This is a genomic window from Maricaulis sp. (assembly GCF_017642925.1).
Taxonomy (GTDB): Bacteria; Pseudomonadota; Alphaproteobacteria; order Caulobacterales; family Maricaulaceae; genus Maricaulis.
In genome coordinates, this window is record NZ_JAEPOL010000013.1 from 39900 (window position 1) to 59319 (window position 19420).

Genomic DNA, 19420 nt, shown 5'->3' on the forward strand with positions numbered 1-19420 from the left:
CGGTGCCGGCAAGGGGGATGCGGCTGCGGGCCGCGCCCGGGCCATGAACCGCGCATGAACTGTCCGCTCGAATGCGGTTCAGGCAGGCTCTGGCAGGGTGATGCTCGCACCGCATTGGCAAGAGGGAGAGAACCCATGTCCATCCGCACCGCCACACTCGGCGCAGCCCTGCTCGCCGCAGCCTGGCTGCCCGCCGCCGCACCGGCCCAGGCCCAGGAAATCATCCTGTATGACGGTCCGAACTATACCGGCCAGGAAGTCCGCGTGACCGGCGCCGACCGCAATCTGTCGAGCCGCCGTTTCAACGACCGCACCTCCTCCTTCCGGATCGTCTCCGGCGAGTGGGAAGTGTGCCAGCACGACGATTACAACGGCACCTGCGAAACCCATCGCAACGACCAGCCCTCGCTGGGCCGGATGGACAACCAGATCACCTCCGTGCGCCCCGCCTATCTGGGCCGCCCCGATCCGGGCTATCCGGACCGTCCGGGCCGTCCGGGACGCCCCGGCGAAAGCTCGATCACGCTCTATTCGGGCTATAATTATACCGGCCGCTCGGTGACGATCACCGATACGGTGAGCAATCTCCAGCAGCTCGGCTTCAACGACCAGGCGCGCTCGATCCGCCATTCCGGCCGTTCGTCCTGGCGCGTCTGCCAGCACGCCAATTTCGACGGCGCCTGCATGGAAGTGGATCGCGACATCCCCTCCATCGGCGGCGGCATGGCCGCGCAGATCTCTTCGGTCGAGCCGGATTACGGCAGCCGTCCGGGCCGCCCCGGCCGTCCGGGACGTCCGGGCAGCGACAACCGCCCGCGCAGCGGCGTCTTCCTCTATGACGGCCCCAATTTCACCGGCCAGCGTGTCGATGTGAGCTGGGATGTCGCCAACCTGTCCAGCCTGGGCTTCAACGACCGGGTCGACAGCCTCGTCATCGCCCGCGGCGAGACCTGGCTGATCTGCCAGCACGATGATTTCGGCGGCCGCTGTGAACGCGTGCAGGGCGAGGTCAACGATCTGGGCCGCTACGGCCTGCGCAATGAGATCACCTCCCTGCGCCGCATCGACAATGGCTATGGCAATGGCGGTGGCGGCTATCCCGGCGGCGGCTGGGACCGCGGCGGCGAGATCATCCTGTACGACCAGTTCAGCCAGCGCGGCCGTTCGGTGCGTATCGAGCACGAGATCGACAATCTGGAACGCCTCGGCTTCAACGACCGGGCCCTGAGCCTGGACGTGCGCGGCTATGACCGCTGGCTGGTGTGCGAGGATGCCGGCTTCCGCGGCCGCTGCGAGGAAGTCTCCGGCGAGGTGGACAATCTCCACCTGCTCAACCGGGAAATCTCCTCGGTGCGCCGGCTGGACCGCTACTGAGCGGATCGCCGCAGCCAGACCGAGAACGGGCCGTCCGGACATGCCGGGCGGCCCTTTTTCATGGGCGCTGGCGGCGTGCATAACAAAGTCTGCGCGGCCCTCTTGGGTGGCGCGCCAATCAGGCGTATATTTAGTTACAAATGAAACTAGTTACACGCCGGATGACCCGTCATGCCTGTCAATGACCCGATCGTGGCGGAACAGACCCCCGCCGCCGACTTTACCATCGACCAGAAGTGGGACCGCTATACGTCCGAGGAACACGCCATCTGGACGACGCTCTACGAGCGCCAGATGTCTGTGCTCAAGGGCCGCGCCGCGCCGGAACACTTCAAGGGTCTCGAACTGCTCAATCTCAATGAGGGCGGCATTCCCGACTTCCGGCGCGTCAACGAGAAGCTGGAAAAGCTGACCGGCTGGACCGTGGTCACCGTGCCCGGCCTGATCCCGGAGCGGGAGTTCTACGACCATCTGGCCAATCGCCGCTTCGTCTCCGGCCGCTTCATCCGCGATGGCGAAAAGCTGGACTACCTGCCCGAACCGGACATCTTCCACGATGTGTTCGGCCATGTGCCGCTGCTCACCCAGCCGGTGTTTGCCGACTATATGCAGGCCTATGGCCGCGGCGGGCTGCGCTCGCTGGAATTCGACGCCATCAAGCACATGGCGCGGCTGTACTGGTACACGGTGGAATTCGGCCTGATCAACACGCCGGAAGGCCGCCGCATCTACGGCGCCGGCATCGTCTCCTCGAAGGCCGAGTCGATCTTCTCGCTGGAAGCGCGCTCGCCCAACCGGATCCATTTCGATCTGGAACGCATCATGCGCACCGATTACCGCTATGACGATTTCCAGCAGAGCTATTTCGTGATCGACAGCTATGACGAGCTGATGGAAGCGACCTATGAGGACTTCGCGCCGATCTATGCCCGCCTGCCCGGCCTGGACGAGCTGAAACCCTCCGACACGGTCGAGGGCGACAGGATCTACACCAGGGGTACGCAGGAATATGCGAAAGCCGGCGGCCTGCCGGCGAAGGCGGAAGCGGTCTAGCTCAGGCGGTTCAGGCCGCGGCGCTGCCTGCGGGGCGCAGGTGCAGATCGCCGGTCTCGCGGTCCTCTTCCAGGCACACCGCACCCAGCCCGGCGATCATGCGGGAGAAGTTCTCGCGGGTGACCGGTTTGACGATGTAGAAGCTGGATCCGGCATCCCGGCATTTCGCTTCCATCTCCGGATTACGCGCACCGGAATAGACACCGACGGCCCCGCCGCCCAGCAGCGGCTGGACCGAGACAATGAAATCGAGCGCATTTGCGCCGGCCAGGGAAAGATCGGTGAAGACGACAGCCGGACCGTCGCCATGGTCGCGCAGGTGAACGAGTGCGTCTTCGGGGCGGGTGAACGCCGCAAAGCGGAACCGCACGCCGGCATCTTCCAGATCCGCCTGGAACAGGAAATGCTCGTCCGGGTCATCGTCAACCAGAATGACGGAAACGCTCTGGTTCTCGCTCAATATCTGCTCCCCACAGTCAGACGGCGCGCAACCTATCATGATTTGCCGGTTTGAATAGTGCGAAGCGAACGTCTCGCAAGAACGCGGTTAAGCAAGCCCGGAGCCATCTCATCGCCATTGCGGCCGATGAAATGACTCCGGTTTTGAGTGTTCGCATTTTCGAACCGCAAAACCGGTTCCCACTTTTGCTGAAAATGCTTCAGGCGCGTTGAAACGGATAATAGTCCCCGCCCAGGCCGAGAATTCCGGTGAGCGCGTCCAGCGCCTCGCGGCTCTCGCGCAGCAGGGCCGGATCGGCCAGATCATTCGGTTCCAGCCGGTCGCGGTAGTGCTTGCCCGCCCAGGCCACGAGCGTGTCATAGAGCGTGTCCGACATCAGCGCCTGCGGCGCCACGGCGGCCCGCTCTTCCGCGGTCAGCACGACGCGCAGTCGCAGGCAGGCCGGTCCGCCGCCATTGCGCATGGACTGGCGCACCTCGACAAACTCCACCCGCCCGATCGGACCATTACCTGCCGTCATCGCCGCACAGTAAGCGCGCGTCGTTGCGGTTTCCTCGGTCTCCTTCGGCGCGATCAGCACCAGGCGGTCCTCGCCGGGCCATTCCAGCAATTGCGAATTGAACAGATAGCTGGTGATGGCGTCGCCGACCGGCACCTCGGCCTCGGGCACCTCGACGAAATCCGGCTCGAACAGGCCCTCGGCCGCCTTGCGGATTTCGGCGAGGGCGGCCTCGCGGTCGGCAAAGGCGAGTTCATGGAAGAAGAGCGTGGTGCGCGTACCGACGCAGACGACGTCATTGTGGAAGGCGCCGGCGGCAATCGCCTCGGACGACTGGCGGATGAAGACAGTGCGCTTCGGGTCGAGCCCGTGCGAACGGGCGACCGCCTGGCAGGCTTCCAGCGTCTGGCGTGCCGGGAATTTGCCGCTCCACGCCTCGCCGGCCTCGCGGCCATAGACGAAGATCTCGACACCCGGACCGCCCTGCTCGGCACACAGGCGCACATGATTGGCCGCGCCCTCATCGGCGAAGTCCGGCTGCATGGGCAGGACGTCGTGCACGGCGAAACGGGCCGTGTCCGGGAAAGCCCATTGCAGGGCCCGGCGGGTCTGCTCGCCCTCGATGGAGCGGTGCAGCGTGGTCAGCAGATTGGCCGGCGTGAGATGCAGGCGGCTGTCGGCCGTATCGGCCGACGGCGACACGGTCGCAGCATTGGCGGCCCACATGGGCGAGGCCGAGCAAGCCTTGCGCAGCAGGCCCGGCGCCGTCTTCCAGGCCGCCTCGATCACCGCTTCGTCGGAGCCGGTAAAACCGGCCCGGCGCAGCAGCGGCAGATAGGGGCGTTCATGCGGCGGCAGCAGACCCTGCACCAGGCCGCTATCGGCCAGGCGTTTCATCTTGGCGAGGCCTTCCAGCACGCCCTGGCGCGGCGAGGACACCAGGCCCTCATTCTTCGCGCTGGCCAGATTGCCCTCGGACAGACCGCCATAATTATGCGTCGGGCCGACCAGCCCGTCGAAATTCGCCTCGACCGCGCGCGCCATCAATCCACTCCCTTGACCGGCATGCGCTCGGGCTTCGACTGGGCTTGCGTGGCGACCGGATAGGCGCAGTAATCGGCGGCATAAAAGGCGCTGGGCCGCAGATTGCCCGACTGGCCCGGCCCGCCGAACGGCATGTTCGAGGCCGCACCGCAGGTCGGCCGGTTCCAGTTGACGATACCGGCGCGCGCTTCCACCCAGAACCGCTCCCAGAGCGCTTCATCGTCCGAGACCAGCCCGGCCGAGAGGCCATAGGCGGTGTCGTTCGCAGCCGCGATGGCGTCGTCGAAGGAGGCAACGCGCACGATCTGAATCAGCGGGCCGAAGACTTCCTCGTCCGGCACATCCACACCGGTGACGTCGATCAGGCCGGGACGCAGAAAGGCCTCGCCCAGTTCCGCGACCGTCTCGGCCTTGCGGATCGCTTTGGCACCACGCGACAGGAGGTCGTCCTGGGCAGCCAGCACGCCGCGCGCGGCCTGGGCCGAGACCAGCGGGCCGATAAAGGGCTCCGGGTCGGCATCCCAGCGGCCAATGCTCAGCTGGCCTGCGATGCGGTCGATCGCCTCGACCACGGCATCGCCGGCTGCGCCCTCGGGCAGGATCAGGCGGCGCGCGCAGGAACAGCGCTGACCGGCCGTGATATAGGCGGAATGCACCGCCACACGTGCCGCGGCTTCGGCATCTTCGGCATCCCAGACGACGAGCGGGTTATTGCCGCCCATTTCCAGCGCCAGCTGGATCCCGGTGCGGCCCGCGAATTTCTCGTGGATGAACTTGCCCGTGCCCCAGGACCCGGTGAACAGCACACCGTCCAGATCGGCATGATCCAGCGCGGCGGCGCCGGTCTCGCGCGCGCCCTGGACCAGGTTCAGCACGCCCTTGGGCAAGCCGGCGGCCTCCCAGGCCTTCGCCATGAACTCGCCCACGGCCGGGGTCATCTCGGACGGTTTGAAGACGATCGTATTGCCCGCCAGCAGGGCCGGCACGATATGGCCGTTCGGCAGATGGCCGGGGAAATTGTACGGGCCCAGCACGAACATCACGCCCAGCGGCTTGTGCGCCAGGGCGGCATAGCCGAAAGCCGTGTCCGACGACTGCTCGCCCGTGCGTTCGGTATAGGCGGTCTTCGATATGGCGATCTTGCCGATCATGGCACCGGCTTCGGCCAGGCCTTCCCAGCGCGGCTTGCCGGTCTCGCGCGAGATCAGCTCGGCGAGCGCGGCCTTGTGCGCCTCGAGATAGGCCTGGTAGGCCTCGACGATGGCAACACGCTCGGGATAGAGGCTGCGCCCCCAGGCCGGGAAAGCCGCCCGCGCGGCCTTGAAGGCGGCGTCGACATCGTCCGCCGTGGCGGCCTGGCCGCTCCACACGCGGCTGCCATCGGCCGGGTTTTCCGAGTGCATGTCAGCGCCATTGCCCGCGCGCCATTGGCCATCGATCAGCAGCATGAAATCACCTCATTCGTCGCCAGAAGCGGGCGCGATCGCCTTCGGCCAGATCGAGCGCCTGCATGGTTTCGTAGGAAATACCCAGAATGTCGCCATCATCGACGACCTGGGCGTGACAGGTCCGGAAATCCGGGAAGCGGTCGGTCGACAGGATGCTGTCGACACCGCCCGTCGTCGTCGCCGCCCGCACGGTCACCTCGCGGCTCTCGCGCAGGGTGCGGATATTCTCGGTCCAGGTGGAGACCAGCGGACCGCCGTCGAAAATGTCGACATAGCGGTCATAGTGGAACCCCTCCCAGAGCAGGAGGTTGTACGCCCCCTCTCCGTGCGGATGCGGCTTGCCGATCACCTCGCGCACCTCGGGCGGCAGCAGGTCGAGATAGATCAGGTGCTGCGGGCCCAGATCGAGGATGAACTGGTTGTCGGTCGATGCCGACAGCCGGTCGGCATCGTCGAAATCCATCCGGAAGAAGGGCCGCGACACCGCATCGAAGAAGGGCGAGGATCCGTCGTCATGGACCACACCGCGCAGCTCGGCCAGCACACGCTCGCCAAAGCGCGACCGGTCGGCGGCCATCATCAGATAGCGCGACTGGGCGACGAGCCGTCCGGCGCCGGTGCCGCGCCCGGCTTCCGACACGAAGAGCGTGCCCACTTCCGAGGCGCCGGCAAAGTCATTGACCAGCAGCATGGCATCCATGTCGAAGCGGCGGTCGGCTTCCTGGGAATGCTGGGCCAGGGTGATGATCTTGAAATCCCAATAGGGTTTCGACACACCCACCATCGCCTTGATGGCCGAACAGCCGACGATACGGCCGGTCCCGGTGTCTTCCAGCATCAGCTGGTAGGCATCCTCGGTCTGGCCCGGCTCCGGCGTCGAAAAGATCGCCTCGGACTTTTCCAGGCGCGCCGCCAGCACATCCGCCGGCACGGCCAGGGATGTGAAACCGGTTCCCGCTTCCTGCGCCAGACGCACAAGGGCGTCTGTGTCGGTGCGTTTGGCCGCACGTACAATCAGCATGCTCTTCCCCCGATCATGCCTGTGTTTACTGGGTTCTTGCCAGGGCGCGCGCTTCCTTGGCGTTGAATTCGCCCCGGGCAAATTTCATCAGCATTACCGCCGACAGCTTGGCCCGTTCGGCAAAGCTCGACAGTTTCACGATCTCGCGATCGGAATGGATATCGGCGCCGCGCACGCCCAGCGTATCGACATTGGGACAGCCGGCCGCCCACAGATTATTGCCTTCGCACACGCCGCCCGTGTCCTGCCAGCGAATGTCCAGGCCCAGCGCACCGCCCGCCGCCTTCGTCCATTCGAACATGCGCGCATTGGCCGGGCTCATGGGTTTGGGCGGGCGGGTAAAGCCGCCATGCAGCTCGGCCGCGATACCGTCACGCACGCGGATCTCGTCGACCAGGCGTTCCAGCTCGGCCTCCACCCAGGTGCGGTCATTCTCGGTCTTCACGCGCACATTGAAACGCGCCACCGCATTGTCCGGCACGACATTCGGCGGACCGCCGCCATCGATGCGGGCAAGGTTGAAGGTGACGCCATCGCGCCGGCCGTTGAGCTCGTCCAGTCCCAGCCCGAACTGGCAGGCTGCGGCCAGGGCATTGCGGCCCAGATGATGCTCGCGACCGGCATGAGCCGCCCGGCCGGAGACTTTCAGCGACCAGTTACCCGATCCCTTGCGCGCGCCGGCCAGGGAGCCGTCGGCCAGGGCGGGCTCGTAGGTCATGCCGATATCGGCGCCGGCGCCCAGATCGGCAAGGACCGGGCCGGAGCCCAGCGAGCCGATTTCCTCGTCCGGACTGATCAGAACATCGACGCCGATCTCGTCCTTCCAGGGCGAGCGTTCCAGCCCCAGCAGCCCGTGCAGCATCACGAGGATGCCGCCCTTCATGTCGGCGACGCCGGGACCGTTCAGCGTGTCGGCATCCCACAGCTCGGTCGACTGGAAATGACTGTCCGCCGGGAAGACCGTGTCGTGGTGACCGGTCATGACGATGCGGATCGGCGCCTGCGGCCGCAGCCGGCAATGGAAGGAAGGTGTGAATGCCTGCTCGCGCACCGTTCCGTCCGGATCGACGATCGTCGTCGGCGGCAGGTCGATGGCGGATATCTCGCCGCCCAGCTCGCCGAAAGCGGTTTCCAGACAGGCGCGCATGCGCTCCAGACCGTCCGCATTGCGGCTGCCGGAATTGATCGCCGACCACGCCTTCACCGTGTCGATCATGTGATCGGCGCGGCTGTCGATCCAGTCGAGCACGGCGCGCTCGTCGGGGTTGAGATCGAGTTTGTCCTGCATGTCCCAGTGATAGCCGTTTAAACGGACGGGTCTACCCCCGCGCGGCAGAGACCGCGCGGGGGCAGTGCGAGAGGGATCAGGATCAGGCGTGTTCGAGCGCCTGTTTCAGGTCGGCGATCAGATCGTCGGGGTTCTCGATACCGACCGAGATGCGCACCAGACCGTCCGAGAAGCCCTGGCGCTTGCGCAGTCCCGGATCGACGCCGCGGTGGGTGGTGGAACCCGGGTGGCAGATCAGCGTCTCGGTACCGCCGAGGCTGACCGCCAGCTTCATCACCTGCAGCGCGTTGAGCATGCGGAAGGCTGCCGCCTCGCTCTCCAGATCGAAAGCAAAGGTGGAGCCGGCCGAGGAGGACTGGGCCTTGAAGACGTCGCCGTCGCGCGTGCCCTCTTCCAGGAAGCCCAGATAGCGCACGCGATTGACCTTGGGATGATCGCGCAGGAACTCGGCGACCTTGCGGGTACCCAGGGCGGCCGCTTCCATGCGCAGCTTCACCGTTTCCAGCGAGCGCAGCAGCATCCAGCAGGTGTGCGGGTCGAGATTCGTCCCCAGATAGCCGCGCAGGCCGCGGATCTGTGCCATGGCTTCCGTCGTTCCGGACGCAGACCCGGCGATCAGGTCGGAATGGCCGCCGATATATTTGGTCAGCGAGTAGACGACGACATCGGCACCCAGCTCCATCGGCTTCTGGCCGACCGGACCGAGGAAAGTGTTGTCGACGACGAGATAGGGGCGCTTGCCCTGCTTCTTCTCGATCAGGTCGACGAGGCGGCGGCAGACATTCAGATCGACCTGGTCATTGGTCGGATTGGTCGGCGTCTCGGTGTAGATGACCGAGACCTCGCCCTTGGCCAGCGCCTCGTCGGCGGCGGCGTGGATCTCGTCCTCATGGGCGCCGGCAAAGAAGTCGACCGACTGGATGCCGTAATTCGGCAGGAATTTGCGGATCAGGCTTTCCGTGCCGCCATAGAGCGGCGTCGACTGGAGAATCACCGAGCCGGAATGCGCCAGGCCCATCAGCGTGGTGGAGATGGCCGCCATGCCGGAGGAGAAGACGCAGCATTCCTCGGCGCCGTCATAGAGGGCCAGACGGTCTTCGAGCACTTCCATATTGGGATTGTTGAAGCGCGAATACATCAGGCCGGCGGCTTCCGGATCGCCCTCCTCGGCCTGGCCGAGCGTGACGCGGAAGAAGGCGGCGCCGTGCTCGGCGCTTTCGAAAGCGAAGGTCGAGGTCAGGAAGATCGGCGGCTTGATCGACATTTCCGAGAGCTTCGGGTCATAGCCGTAGCTCATCATCTGGGTTTCCGGGCTCAGCATGTGTCCGGCGATCTCGCGTTTGCGATACGGCTTGTCCGGCTTGCTCATGGAAGTTCTCCCTTGTCTGCAGGTGCGGCCAGGCCCCTGCCGCCGCGTTGCACCCGGTGTGAACCGGCGCTTCGAACGGGTCAAGCGCAGCCTCAGCAGGACGGAAAAAGCGACCAGATCGACCCCGTGAAGGGGCGTTTCGTGCACTATTTTGCCAAAACGGCGCCAGACCGGCGGCACCGGCCTTCACGCAAAAGAAAAGCGGCCCGGCAGATGCCGGGCCGCAATCCTTCGATCATTCGGATCCGGACTTAGTCCAGAACGATGACCACTTCCGAACGACGGTTCAGCGGTTCGCGAACACCGTCAGCGGTTTGAACCGCCGGGCGGGTTTCGCCATACGCTTCCATCGAGATCGTGCTCGCCGGAACGCCGAGGCGGACCAGTTCGTCGCGGACGACGCGGGCACGGCGCTCGGACAGGCCGACATTGTAGGCAGCAGCGCCCGAACGGTCGGCGTGGCCGGCGACGGACACGCGGGTGACACCGCAATTGCCGCGCTGGTTGGCAGCCTGGGCGATCACGGCCCGGGCCTGATCCGTCAGATCCGCGCGATCCCACTCGAAGTAGACCGGGAAGCTCACGTCATCGCACGACGGCGGCGGCGGAGGCGGCGGCGGAGGCGGCGGGGGCGGAGGCGGCGGCGGAGGCGGCGGCGGGGGCGGCGGCGGGGGCGGCGGAGCCGCGAAGGAATACCGCAGGCCGATCCAGGCCTCGTGACCGGCCAGAGCGTCAACGCTCACGCCCGGGGCGTAGTCGGTGCTGGAAGCCGAGAAGTAACGATACTCGGTGTCCAGGGTCAGCTGTTCGGTGAGGTCCCAACCGATACCGGCGAGGATCTGCCACACGAACGGATTGTCGCTGTCCTGAGCGACAACGTAATCGGCCGGCGTCGGGTTCGGCGGCATGGTGCCGGCCGAGAAGCCCGTCAGGGTGCCGGACACATCGCCCAGACCCAGACCGACACCGACATACGGGTGGTAGGCGCCATCCGGATTGAAGTCGAAGATGGCGTTGGCCATCAGGGACCAGATCTGGAAGTCGCTCAGGCTGTGCTCGAAGCCGCCGACCGCACCGGTGTCGTTGTAACGGTGAGCCAGTTCGCCTTCGAGGCGGAAGCCGTCAGCCCATTCATAGCCAAGAGCTGCCGCTTCGCGCCAATTGCCCTTGCCGTTGATTTCACCATTCAGCGAGCCGGAAACGTCGGTGTCGCCCGGGCCGCCGTAACCGACTGCACCACGGACATACCAGCCTTCGTCAGCGAACGCGGGACCCGCTGCCAAGAAGGCCCCAACGGCGACCGCCGTAAAAAGCCGTTTTTTCATCATTCCCCCTCCAGAGGCTCGCGCCTCCTTGGTGTGACTGACCATGCCCGGCACTGTGCCGGGCGCGAAGAATCGTCCTGACGGACGCTCCTAGTACGTCCCCTACTACAATTACCTCGCGAGCGCCATAGGTCAGACAGGTAAAGCCCCGATAAGACCGGAAAATTTTGTCGCGTTGCAGCAAGGATACAGTGTGTCCCGGGACCGGGCCACACATCCCCGTACAACCGGACAACGCAGAAGCCTCACGATCGGTTCCCGCTTTTTTTTCGGAGAATGCCGAAACCCGTAATCAGCGCAGGGCTGCAATCGTGTCGAACACCCCTGTGCGGCCAGCTTCACCCGCTGCGGTTGCCGTCGCGAACGCCTGTGCGTACGCAGCAACCAGGCGGCCGTCGCGACGGTAGAGGTCGTGCAGGTAGCGCACCGAACCGTCCGCCTCCCCCACAACCGTCCAGTAGGCAATATGGACCGGGATGCGCCGGTCCAGCCAGACGACGGTGGGCGTATTGCCCGACACGACCTGGTCGATCCGCGCCCGCGACCAGTCCGCCTGGCCCGCCAGCACCCATTCGGCCAGGGCGAGCGGGTCCTGCACGCGGATGCAGCCGGCCGAAAAATCCCGGCGCGTGCGCACGAAACGGTCGCGCTCGGTCGTGTCGTGAATGTAGATATTGTGCCGGTTGGGGAAGATGAACTTCACCTCGCCCATCGGATTGGTCGGCCCGGGCGGCTGCGACAGCCGGTAGGGCCAGCGGTCGTTCCAGCGGCTCCAGTCGACCTCGTAGACCGAAACCGGCTCGCCGGCCGAATTGTAGATGCGGAAACCGTGCGAATTGACAATGCCCGGATTGCGCCGGATCGAGGCGAAGCGTGCGCGCGCCGAGCTGGATGGCAGCCCCCACCAGGGATTGAGGACGATGTATTGCATCTCCTCGGAGAATTCCGGCGTCGAGGAGGTCTGGCCGCCGATCATCACCTCATGCTCGCGCGCCAGCTGCCCGTTCTCCCAGGCCTCCAGATGGAAATCGGCGAGATTGACCCAGATATGCCGCTCGCCCAGCTGCCGGGTGCGCCAGCGCCGCTGCTCGAGATTGGCGCGCAATTGCGCGATCCGCTCCTGCGGCGTGATGTTCAGCTGGCGCAGGGTCGGCCGGTCCAGACGCCCGGTCGGCGAAAGGTTCACCCGCCCCTGATAGCGCCGCAGGGCGGTGTCCAGCCGCATGTCGAACGCATCGCCGCTCGACCAGCCGGGCGCCAGGAGCCCCTCGGCCGCCAGCCGCGCGCGCAGCTGGTCGACCCGGGCGCCGGTATCGCCAAGCGTCAGCGCATCACCGCCCTCGATCTGCGGCCAGATCGGGCGCAGCATCATCAGGCGCAACATCTCCCGGCGCAGAATGTCGTAGTCGCGCACAGCCGGCAGGCTTTCGGCAATCGCCTGTTCGACATGCCCCGCGTCCAGCGCGGCCACGAGGCGCGCAACCAGCCGGGACGCCTCATTGTCCGTCAGCAGGCGCAGCGTCAGCGTGTCCTGGTCGATCAGCCCGTATTCCAGCCAGGCGGTGTATTGCAGCGCCGCCCGCGACGCCGCTGCGGCCCGCGGCTCGAATGCCTCATCCGGATTGAGCAGATAGTCGGCAACAGCATCCAGCGCCGGCAGTCCGTGTCCCGGTGCCTCGTAGAGAAAGCCGGCCAGTTCGGCGACCGTGTCCGGCGTCCATCCGGTGACCTGCAGCGCCCAGCGGTCGAGATCGGCCGTCCGCACCGGCTGCGGCATTTCGGGAATTTCCGAGGCGATCACAGGCTCGTCGTCAGACGCAGCGGTCACCGCGCCTGGCAGCATGGCCAGAAAAATTGCCAAGAGGAAACGTCCCAAGCTTGTCCCCGAGTCGAAAGCGGGCCGACATTAACCATTAAGGATGCGGGACGAAACCGTGTTTCGGCCGGCCGGCGGCGCTCAGGACAGCGGGTCGCGCTCGTCTTCGGGATCGGGTTCGCCGACATCCTCGGCCATCAGTTCGGCCAGGGAGACGACGCGCGACCGGGCCCGCTCGATATAGGCCTCATTGTCGAAGACATCGATCTCGGCATCCCAGACCTCGAACAATTGCCGCAGGCTTTCCTCGTCATGATGGGCAAAGGCTTTCGCCTTCTTCTCGGCCCGCTCACGCGTTTCGCCCAGCACTTCGAGCGACTGGGTCGCGGCCTCGAGGGAGGAGCCGAACATCTCGCGCACGGCGCTGTCCGCGCCTGCCGCGCGTAGCTGGTAGACATGCTCGCGGCTGGCGGCGCGGGCGATGACATGCACATGCGGGTAGCGCTGTTTGACATGCTGGACGAGTTCGACGGCGCGTTCGCGATTATCGGTGCACACGACGAGAAGCTTGGCGCGGGCGATGCCGGCTGCCTCCAGCAGGCCGGGCCGCAGGGCGTTGCCGTAATAGACCTGGATGCCGAATTTGCGCAGCCCGTCGATATGCTCGGCCGAATTGTCCAGGACGATCGGCTTGTAGCCATCCATCACCAGCAGGCGGTGCACGATCTGGCCGAAACGGCCCATGCCGGCAATGATGACGGGCGCCTCCTCCTCGATCGTGTCCTCGGCGCGCTCATGCCCGGTCCTGCGGGCCACACGCGGCGACACGAAACGTTCGAAGGCGATCATCAGCAGCGGCGTCGCCATCATCGACAGGGCGACCACCAGCGAGGCGATGGCGGCGATCTCGTCGGGGATGACGTGCAGGCTGGTCGAGAAGGCCAGCAGCACGAAGCCGAACTCGCCGCTCTGGGCGAGGGCGAAGGTGAACAGCCAGCGGGCCCGCCCCTTCATGCGGAACAGGATCGCCAGCGCCAGCAGGATCGCCCCCTTCACCAGGATCAGGCTGAGCGTGAGGCCGATGATGAGGCCGAATTCCTCGCCCAGGAGGGCAAACTCCATGCCCGCACCGACCGTGATGAAGAAGACGCCGAGCAACAGGCCCTTGAAGGGCTCGAGATCGGAGACCAGTTCGTGGCGGTATTCGCTTTCCGCCAGCAGCACCCCGGCCAGGAAGGTCCCCAGCGCCGGCGACAGTCCGACCATGCTCATCAGTACGGCAATGCCGACAATCAGGACGAGGGCCGCAGTAAAAAAGAGCTCGTGCAGCCCCGTGCGCGCGATAATGCGGAAGGCCGGGCGTGTGAGATAGCGTCCGCCCAGAACCACGCCGACGACCACGGCGAGCGTGATCAGTCCCTGGGCCCAGGCCGGCCAGGCTGCGAACGGCGCCGGCCCGCCATGAGCTCCGCCGCCATGCGCCGCACCGGCGTCCACGCCGGCCGTTGCCAGGAAGGGCAGAAGGGCGAGCATGGGAATGACGGCGATGTCCTGGAACAGGAGGACCGAGAAGGCCGATTGCCCGCCCTCGGTGCGCAGCCAGCCCTTCTCGCCCAGCGTCTGCAGGACGATGGCCGTCGAGGACAGCGCCATGATCAGGCCGAGTGCCAGCGCCAGCCGCCAGTCCAGCCCGAAGCCCAGGCACGCGACCGCGACGACCAGCGCCGTCACCGCCACCTGCAGGCCGCCCAGCCCGAACAGGCGCATGCGCATGTCCCACAACAGGCGCGGCTGCAGTTCCAGGCCGATCAGGAAGAGCATCATCACCACGCCGAACTCGGCGAAAGTCTGGACGTTTTCCGGATCCGACCCCATCCAGTCGAGCAAAGGTGCGATGGCCACGCCGGCCAGCAGATAGCCCAGCACAGATCCCAGCCCGAGGCGGTGGGCGATCGGTACCGCAATCACGCCGGCACCGAGATAGATCACCGCCTGCAGGAGAAGCTCGTTCATGGTCGGGCCGCCGAATCAAAGACGTGTTGAAGGGATGGTCGGCGCCAGAATAGCGCGCAGCGCCCGCGGCGCCATGCCCCGCGCGCGTTTTCCCTCAGACGGCTTCGCCCCGCCTCAACAATCCATCCCGCTTTCGAAAGCCTGCGCGATGGCGGGCTGACGGCGCATGATCCCGGCCGCCACGGCGCAACGCCCGGACGGCTGCAGGCGGGTGTCGGCGGCAAGATCGGCGGCGATTGCGGCCGGGGTGTCCCGCCCGGTCATGACTTCCGGACCGCCATCCGCCGGCGTGTCGAACCGCATCAGCCGGGCCGTCTCGCCCCAGCGCGGCCAGTCCGGACCGGCACCACCGCCCGTGCCGGGCTCGCCCGTATGGGCAAACTGCCCCCAGTAGCCGCCCATTGCATCGGCCAGTGCCGCACGGCCTTGCGCATTACGGTCATTGAACAGGACGCGATCGAACGGGCCGAACAGCTCGAAATGGTTGAAGACGAACGGGATCTCCATGGCGTGCGAGGCCCCGAGCAGAATGCCGGTATCGGTCAGCAGAACCTTGCCGCCCTCGTCCCAGTCGAACCGGTAGGCCCACAAATCCTCATGGCCGGCCGACCGCAGACGGTCGAGCAGACCATCGACAGCCCCCACCCGCCAGCTGCGGCTGGGATATTCGACCGCCGCCTGGTAGCGCGCCACGTCCCGCGGCCAGACGAGCGGCCCCAGACGCCGCGTCAATTGCGGATCGAAGGCGGTGTAGAGCTTCATCTCGTCCCGATTGGCACCGGTGATCAGGGGCACGGGCGCGAAACCGCCCGGCCGCGCCGCAGCGCCCAGTATGCCGTCCTCGGGCAGGCTCACCCCGTCCTCGATCATGCGCGGCAGCGAGGTGAAGGCGCCGTTTTCGTCACGATAGACCGCGTAGACATCCTCCAGCGGCACCGCCCGCATCGCCGCCCCGTCCGCATCCGGTCCGGCAAAGGCGGCCACGGCTTCCAGGGCGGGATGAAGGTCGTTTCCGCCGCCGTTTTCGGCGACCTCACGGCTGTTCGTTCCCGTTCCGCCGCTCTGCATGATGGCCGCATCGAAGCGGCCGCGCGCCGGTTCGGACGCCATCAGGGCGGCAATATTGAAGGCGCCCGCGCTTTCTCCGAAGATCGTGATCCGGTCGGCATCGCCGCCGAAAGCGGTGATGTTGGCGTCCACCCAGTCCAGCGCGGCGACCAGGTCGAGCAGCGCGAAATTGGCCGCCTCGTCCAGCGGGTGTTCGGCACTTTCGCGCAAGGCCGGATGCGACAGGAAGCCCAGCGGGCCCAGGCGGTATTGCACGGCAACGACCACGACATCGCGCTCGGCCGCCAGCTGCGAGCCGTCATAGGCCGAGGACGAGCCCCAGACATTCGCCCCGCCATGGATCCACACCATGACCGGCAACCCGGCCTCGGGCGCGGCATCGCGCGGGGCGTAGATATCGAGTGTGAGACAGTCTTCCTCGCCGATCAGCACGCCGGCCTCGACACCGGCTGCCCGGGCGGAAAGTTCATTGGTTACCTGGGGACAGACGGCGCCGTGTTCGATCGCCTCGAGCCGGCCCCCGTCAAAAGCCAGGGCCGGACGCGGCGCGCGCCAGCGCAGATCGCCTTCAGGCGGGGCCGCATAGGGTATGGCCAGCCAGGCGGAGGCCGCCTCTCCGGAATGGAAACCGACAATCTCGCCCTGGGCGAGCGTGCGCTGCGTCTCCGGCGCCGGTTCGGTCCGGACCTGAGTCTCCTCCGCCCCGTTACACCCCGCCAGCGTCAGCAGCGCTGCAACGGCTGCCAAGCACACACATCTCTTCATCGGCCCCTCCCGTTTGAGCGGGAAGGTTTGGCCGGGGCGGCGGCAGCGTCAAGCTGTAGATCGCGGCAAGGTCGGGAAAATCGCCCGCGGTCGCGAATGGCGTAACAAAAATGCTGGGGGCGAAATGGTGAGCCGACAGGGGGGTGCACGATGTGGGATTTCAATGGGCTAACATGAGCTAAACTGACTAACCGCCCAATGCGTTTCAATGCGTTGTTTTGGGAATCTCCAACCCGCGAGTGGCCGGCAGACGCCAAGAGCCCGCCCCGAAACCAATACGAGTATTATCGCAAATAGTTCTCGCCAATACTGCCGCATTCGTTAAGTCCGGCAACGCAGCTAGAGTCGCGCGATATACACGGGTAAGCTGTCGCCGTGACGTACCCTGTGACCTCAACTCCGATCGCGCGGAAGATAATTCGGATATTCAATCCGTGGCTGATGCTGGTGTTCTTCGGAGCGCTGGCCTTATTGGCAGCGACCGCACAAGATCCATTCGCCCGAAGCGCATTGTGTTCCTTTGGCGTCTGTTTTTATTCGCCAAAGCCAGAATTCTGGAATTCGCTAGTTCACACGCTTTCGGCCGGCTCGGCAGTCAGCGTGTTGTTCTACTGGGTTCTAGTTCAGCTGCCTCACCACCAGAAACGCGAACGCTTAAAACGGATATTCGCCAAGCAATATCGGTCCTTCAAACTGGAGTGCATCGACATTTTTCTAGTGCTATCGGCTTCCCCACAAGACAATGACACTGCCAAACGATTGCTTGACCTGGGAGAGTTTCGCGCCTTCTTCAAGCAAACAAATTCGAACGAAAAAGAACGATGGGACTGTTTTCTAAACGGCTTGAACGGGTACTACCTTGATGCATTGGCGCGAAAGATGGAGCACCTGCGAGACGAGTTCAGGATTTTCCTCCTCGCTGTGGAGTCGGATGATGAAGAACTCTTGGAACTCCTCAAGCGTTTCACCCAATACACGCACTACAACGTTACCCGAAGCGAAGACTATGACGAAATCAAATCGCTGAGCGGCTATTTCTGGCAGCTCTTCGCAGGCTGGTCTGTCATCGACGGTTACAGCGACGATGACGCCGTCCTGAAAGCCATCCAACGGATTTGAACCAAGCAGGCGAGATTCGCACCTCGCAGTCTGCCAGCTGCCCGACTCATTCTCAGAACATGAAGTGTTGAGCCACCGCGGATTGGCAGGTCCACGCGGATTCAACGCCTTAGCCAGATCAAAACTGGCTAACCGACCCGAAAGTGACTAACCTTGAACAATTTCACCTAACTATTTCAACTGTTTAGGCAAAAATGGTGAGCCGACAGGGATTCGAACCCTGGACCTACTGATTAAAAGTCAGTTGCTCTACCAGCTGAGCTATCGGCTCCCCTCACGAGGAGCGCGGAACCTATACGGGCGATTCCGGAGGGTCAATGCGGCTTTACCGGCGGATATCAGCATTTCGGCCAAGATTTTTCCGCAATCGCCGGTAAACTCGCCGGCATGACGAACAGGGTCCTGATTCCAGCCATGGTTTGCTTCGCGGTGGCGCTGTCTGCCGGAGCATGCTCGTCCACCCGTCCGGATGCCGGCGAAACCGCCAGCATGGCCCGGGTCGAAACCACCGACGCACTGGAAGACGCGGTCGGCCTGCCGCGCGAACGGCCGGGCCCGATCATGGTCGACGAGGGCGACGACACCGTTCCGACCCCCTATGGCGGCGAAGGCTCGCGCCGGCGCTGTTCGACCGTGGCACGCGATGTCGCGCGGCTGACCGTGGTCCTGGGCCCCGATATCGAGGAAGAGGAACGCCAGGCCGAGGAAGAGGCCCGGGAAGAGCGCAGCTGGTTCGACCGGGGTAGCGGACTGGCCGCCCAGGCGCCCGATGCGGCGGCCGACGGCGCGCGCAGCCTGTATCACTCCACGATTGTAGGCCTGAACCCGGTACGTCCGGTGATCCGCTTCATCGGCGGCGCCGGCCGGATCGAGGACGAGGCCCGCGAGCGCCGCGAGATGGCTCAGCGCCGCCGCGCCTATCTGCGTGGTCTGTATGACGGTTTCGGCTGTCCGGCGCACCAGATGCGGCGCGCTTTCGAGGCCTATGGCCTGGTCGAAACCGCGGCCGAAGACTGAGCCTCACTGCATTACATTCCTGTAATCTTCGCAACTTTTCGTGGCGGCTGTCCGTTTCGGGTCCGGATGGCAGGCACAGAGCTGTCCCCGGCTGAAGCCGGCAGATGGAGCAAGACAGGAGGTAGACATGAAACGCCTTACTACCCTGACGACTGCAACCGCTGCTTCGGCGTTTGCCTGCGCAACGACCGCGCTGGCCGGCGCTGCGGCCCTGGCCCAGGACGATCTTCACCAGGACGAAAAGCCCGTGGTGGACGAGCAGATGACCGTTGAAGGCCAGGCTCACGCCCCGGCGCCGAACGAGACGATCCAGGACAATGACCTGCTGCGCGAGACCGCAGAGGCCTGGGACAATTCGGACCTCGACCGCGCGCCCTACACCGATGACCACCACTGGATCGACCTGCGGGTTGAATCCGAGGATGGCGGCGAGCTCGGCGAGATCGAGCGTGTCCGTCTGGGCGCGGAAGGCGATGTCGAAGCCATCGTCGTCGAGAGCGGCGGTACGCTGGACATCGGTGGCCGCGAGGTGCTGGTCGATGCCGACGAAGTGAGCTTTGCACCCGAGGGTGAACGCCCGGTCGCCGTGATCGAGCACACCCGTGCGGAATTCGAGGCCATGCCGGACTTCAATGAGGATGCGGCAACCGAGTATCCGCTGTCGGATGACGACTACGGTGACAATGAAAACGATATGGAGCTCGATGACGGCCCGGCTGATCCCAGCCAGTAAGCCGGACA

The 19420-nt window shown here is 65.3% G+C and carries 15 protein-coding genes and 1 tRNA gene; 5 read left to right on the plus strand and 11 right to left on the minus strand.

What is annotated here, in order from left to right; all coding sequences use genetic code 11:
- The first annotated feature begins 135 nt into the window (after nucleotides 1-135).
- The gene (locus tag JJ918_RS11745) at nucleotides 136-1374 is read left to right on the plus strand and encodes a beta/gamma crystallin-related protein (RefSeq protein WP_291887411.1); all 1239 of its coding nucleotides are present in this window, start codon (nucleotides 136-138) and stop codon (nucleotides 1372-1374) included.
- 171 nt (nucleotides 1375-1545) lie between these two features.
- Nucleotides 1546-2427: a phenylalanine 4-monooxygenase gene (gene phhA / locus JJ918_RS11750; RefSeq protein ID WP_291887415.1), complete on the plus strand. Its 882-nt coding sequence runs from the start codon at nucleotides 1546-1548 to the stop codon at nucleotides 2425-2427.
- A 10-nt stretch (nucleotides 2428-2437) separates the two neighbouring features.
- Here phhA and JJ918_RS11755 read toward each other — a convergent pair whose 3' ends face one another.
- From JJ918_RS11755 to JJ918_RS11800, 10 genes are all read right to left on the minus strand, one after another.
- Nucleotides 2438-2887 (minus strand): response regulator, encoded by a 450-nt coding sequence (locus JJ918_RS11755; RefSeq protein WP_291887417.1) that lies wholly within the window; start codon nucleotides 2885-2887, stop codon nucleotides 2438-2440.
- 199 nt (nucleotides 2888-3086) lie between these two features.
- A complete protein-coding gene (astB, locus tag JJ918_RS11760; RefSeq protein ID WP_291887420.1) occupies nucleotides 3087-4430 on the minus strand; it encodes an N-succinylarginine dihydrolase in 1344 nt (447 codons plus the stop codon).
- Nucleotides 4430-5878 (minus strand): succinylglutamate-semialdehyde dehydrogenase, encoded by a 1449-nt coding sequence (astD, locus tag JJ918_RS11765; protein ID WP_291887423.1) that lies wholly within the window; start codon nucleotides 5876-5878, stop codon nucleotides 4430-4432. Before astD ends, astB begins: the two co-directional genes overlap by 1 nt.
- Before the next feature lie 4 nt (nucleotides 5879-5882).
- Nucleotides 5883-6899 carry an arginine N-succinyltransferase gene (locus JJ918_RS11770; RefSeq protein WP_291887426.1) on the minus strand — a complete coding sequence of 339 codons (1017 nt, stop codon included), beginning with the start codon at nucleotides 6897-6899 and terminating at the stop codon, nucleotides 5883-5885.
- Between the two features lie 25 nt (nucleotides 6900-6924).
- Nucleotides 6925-8187, minus strand: a complete 1263-nt coding sequence (locus tag JJ918_RS11775; RefSeq protein ID WP_291887428.1) for a hydrolase — start codon at nucleotides 8185-8187, stop codon at nucleotides 6925-6927.
- 82 nt (nucleotides 8188-8269) lie between these two features.
- Complete coding sequence (locus JJ918_RS11780) at nucleotides 8270-9556, minus strand: cystathionine gamma-synthase family protein (RefSeq protein WP_291887431.1); 1287 nt, start codon at nucleotides 9554-9556, stop codon at nucleotides 8270-8272.
- A 251-nt stretch (nucleotides 9557-9807) separates the two neighbouring features.
- Nucleotides 9808-10926: an OmpA family protein gene (locus JJ918_RS11785; protein WP_367277698.1), complete on the minus strand. Its 1119-nt coding sequence runs from the start codon at nucleotides 10924-10926 to the stop codon at nucleotides 9808-9810.
- A gap of 247 nt (nucleotides 10927-11173) precedes the next feature.
- A complete protein-coding gene (locus tag JJ918_RS11790) occupies nucleotides 11174-12742 on the minus strand; it encodes a L,D-transpeptidase family protein (RefSeq protein ID WP_291887437.1) in 1569 nt (522 codons plus the stop codon).
- Between the two features lie 96 nt (nucleotides 12743-12838).
- Entirely contained in the window at nucleotides 12839-14710 is a 1872-nt protein-coding gene (locus JJ918_RS11795; protein WP_291887440.1) for a monovalent cation:proton antiporter-2 (CPA2) family protein, read from the minus strand.
- Nucleotides 14711-14824: 114 nt separating this feature from the next.
- A complete protein-coding gene (locus JJ918_RS11800; RefSeq protein ID WP_291887442.1) occupies nucleotides 14825-16543 on the minus strand; it encodes a carboxylesterase family protein in 1719 nt (572 codons plus the stop codon).
- A 441-nt stretch (nucleotides 16544-16984) separates the two neighbouring features.
- On the opposite strand from JJ918_RS11800, the gene JJ918_RS11805 reads away from it, so the two are divergent.
- Nucleotides 16985-17662 carry a hypothetical protein gene (locus JJ918_RS11805; RefSeq protein ID WP_291887444.1) on the plus strand — a complete coding sequence of 226 codons (678 nt, stop codon included), beginning with the start codon at nucleotides 16985-16987 and terminating at the stop codon, nucleotides 17660-17662.
- Nucleotides 17663-17857: 195 nt separating this feature from the next.
- Here JJ918_RS11805 and JJ918_RS11810 read toward each other — a convergent pair.
- Nucleotides 17858-17933: transfer RNA gene (locus JJ918_RS11810), tRNA-Lys, on the minus strand.
- A 143-nt stretch (nucleotides 17934-18076) separates the two neighbouring features.
- On the opposite strand from JJ918_RS11810, the gene JJ918_RS11815 reads away from it, so the two are divergent.
- Together JJ918_RS11815 and JJ918_RS11820 are read left to right on the plus strand one after the other, a co-directional pair.
- Nucleotides 18077-18679 (plus strand): hypothetical protein, encoded by a 603-nt coding sequence (locus JJ918_RS11815; RefSeq protein ID WP_291887446.1) that lies wholly within the window; start codon nucleotides 18077-18079, stop codon nucleotides 18677-18679.
- A gap of 127 nt (nucleotides 18680-18806) precedes the next feature.
- Nucleotides 18807-19412, plus strand: coding sequence for a PRC-barrel domain-containing protein (locus tag JJ918_RS11820; protein WP_291887449.1), 606 nt, complete (start codon nucleotides 18807-18809; stop codon nucleotides 19410-19412).
- Nucleotides 19413-19420 lie beyond the last annotated feature (8 nt).